Genomic DNA, 2,379 nt, shown 5'->3' with positions numbered 1-2,379 from the left:
GACAGGGGCCGTGCCCTGCATTATTTCCCGCGCACAGGCTACGGCTGGCCGCAAAGTGCGGGCTGCGTGGAAATGCCGGATAAAGCGGCGCATCAAATTTTTAGTACTATCCACTATGGTTCTGTCGTTACGGTGAGCAAACGGTTGCGGTAGGCTGAGCAAGTTCCGGGTTCCAACCTATCGAAAAAAGTGCACAAAAAGTGGCCGGCCTGAGATCATGAGGGGCTGGTGGGGAAATGTGTCGCGTGCAAGAACGGATTCACACGGTGGGTCCTGTCCATGCGCCATTTTGAGAAGTTCACTCACATCGTTCAGGGTAGTGTATGGCCTCTGGGCTTAACGTAGCTATTGAACGCCGGGATGGAAAGACGGGGTTCATAGCCATGGAAGCTTTTTTGGATATCCGCTGGGAATATCCGTCAGTTCGTTCAGCGTCATTTGCTCCCTGGCAGACTACCGGCACTGATGACTTCATGGCGCTGGCGTTTTTGGCGAAACCCAACACCATGAAGGTCGTGTTACACCGCCGGAACAGGTAGACGAATGGCTGCCCTGGGCACATCGCTATTGGCAACCTTAAGGCGTTCTTGCTGGGAACTTACCATGGAGTCACCGGCAAATATCTGCAGGAATACCTGGATGAGTTCGTCTATCGCTTCAACCGACGCTTTTGGGAGCCTGAGTTGCCATTGCGCCTGCTCAATGCCTGTATGGACCACGCACCTGTTCGATTGGTTGGTAGCTGAAAAAGGTTAAGAGGCATGTTTATAGATGAGATCAACTGCTACGACTAGTCTCGCCTGAAAGCGATCCTCGCAGTAATTTTTCATGCCTTCGATTAACTGAAGTTGATAGCGTTTATACAGGCAGGGCATAATATCCCTGAATTCCCAAACAGATTACTCAACACCAAGCAGAAAACTCAGAGACAGGGCCTATGAATAAATCAACAATGATGGAGAATATCTATCAACAGTTACGTGATCAGGGACATAACGACTTGGCACGACGGGATGTCATTATGGCCGTCGGATTGATCCTCGATCATTGTGCCCAGGCCTTGGCTGAGGGAGAGCGTATTGAGATTCGGGATTTTGGGGCGTTTACCCTGCACATTATTGCGGCCCGCGCGGGACGCAATCCAAAGACGGGAAAATCAGTGGATGTTCCCGAGAAACGTACTGTGCATTTCAAGCCCGGTAGGGCGATGCGCGTAAAAGTCAATCAGAATAAACATAGCTTTTGATGGCGTGGCACTGATCACCGACACCACTTCTTCGGGGGACCACTATCCACGCATCACCTGTCCATACACTGCATTGCGCATTTTATGACATTCCTCTACATTCCGAAGATGCGTATTTTTGAAAGAGGTCTCTCATGAATAAATCCGAATTTGTCGCCGCACTGGCCCTGCATGGCGCCATGTCCAAAGCGGACGCAGAAAAATGTTATCAGGTGTTTCGACACACTCTGGAGACCGAATTGCTGGTCGCAGGAAAAATCACTTTCCCGGGATTTTGTTCTGTTGAGATCGTCGATAAACCTGCGCGTAAAGCGCGGAACCCGGCTACGGGGCAAGAAATTGAAGTGCCTGCCAAGAAAAGTATCAAGTTCAAGGCGGGGAAAGAGTTTGTTGATAAAGTAAATCACTGAAGGAGAGAACATGACAGAAAGTAAAAAACGGGTGCGTCGGACTCCAGAACAGCGAATCGCGGATCTGGAGAAAAAACAGGCAGCGATTCTGGAACGTCAGAAAGCAGCGCTGGCCAGAATTGAGGCCGCGAAAAAACGACTGCTGCAATCCCCGTCAGCCCGTAAGGACAGAATGGAGCAGGACAAGCGCTTTATACGGGCGGCACAGGCCTTGGCTCCGGAATGGGACGCTCGACACTTTATCGCCGCCATCGAAAAAGCCCTTCAGGAAGATGCGGAGGCTCTGCAGGCGCGTGGGGAATCTCTATTGAAAGAACATGGCCAGCCCAGGCGGGGTAGACGGCCCCGGGGAGTTTGAGGCGTCTTTCAAAAGCCTCAGATACTGGCCAGGTACTCACACCAGAATGATCCCTTCCGCCTGATAATGATGCAGAACTCTCCATTCGGGTCAGCAGATGTCGGCTTTACAGATCCGGCGGTATCCTATCGTGCAGGAGTCTCTACTGGAGACTGTGGACCCATTGCGGCAAGAGCCGGATCGCGAATCCCTCCGGGTCACTTTGTATGGAACGGCCGAAAAGGGCATACAGAGGGATTTCTTGCGAGGAACCTTGTTCAATCTCGTGCGTATCATCCGGGAAAATCGATGGGATAATCTGGACATGCCGTGAGCGACAGCAGCATCCTGCGTGGCTTGTCGGTATTCGCTCCGGTTTAAATCCG

The 2,379-nt window shown here is 51.7% G+C and carries 4 protein-coding genes and 1 pseudogene; all 5 read left to right on the top strand.

Annotation, left to right across the window (positions count from 1 at the left end):
• Nucleotides 1-341 precede the first annotated feature (341 nt).
• Nucleotides 342-746: pseudogene (locus BLW97_RS20475) on the top strand (transposase); the annotation flags it as partial.
• A 191-nt stretch (nt 747-937) separates the two neighbouring features.
• Entirely contained in the window at nt 938-1,246 is a 309-nt protein-coding gene (locus tag BLW97_RS15035; protein WP_075323778.1) for an HU family DNA-binding protein, read from the top strand.
• 134 nt (nt 1,247-1,380) lie between these two features.
• A complete protein-coding gene (locus tag BLW97_RS15030; protein WP_024895315.1) occupies nt 1,381-1,656 on the top strand; it encodes an HU family DNA-binding protein in 276 nt (91 codons plus the stop codon).
• A gap of 10 nt (nt 1,657-1,666) precedes the next feature.
• Nucleotides 1,667-2,014, top strand: coding sequence for a hypothetical protein (locus tag BLW97_RS15025; RefSeq protein WP_065973787.1), 348 nt, complete (start codon nt 1,667-1,669; stop codon nt 2,012-2,014).
• A gap of 97 nt (nt 2,015-2,111) precedes the next feature.
• Nucleotides 2,112-2,327 (top strand): hypothetical protein, encoded by a 216-nt coding sequence (locus BLW97_RS15020; RefSeq protein WP_075323777.1) that lies wholly within the window; start codon nt 2,112-2,114, stop codon nt 2,325-2,327.
• The last annotated feature ends 52 nt before the right edge of the window (nt 2,328-2,379 follow it).

It is taken from the genome of Acidithiobacillus albertensis, assembly GCF_001931655.1.
GTDB lineage: Bacteria > Pseudomonadota > Gammaproteobacteria > Acidithiobacillales > Acidithiobacillaceae > Acidithiobacillus > Acidithiobacillus thiooxidans.
The sequence above is the reverse complement of the archived record's forward strand: the minus strand, read 5'-3'. Positions and strand labels throughout refer to the sequence as shown.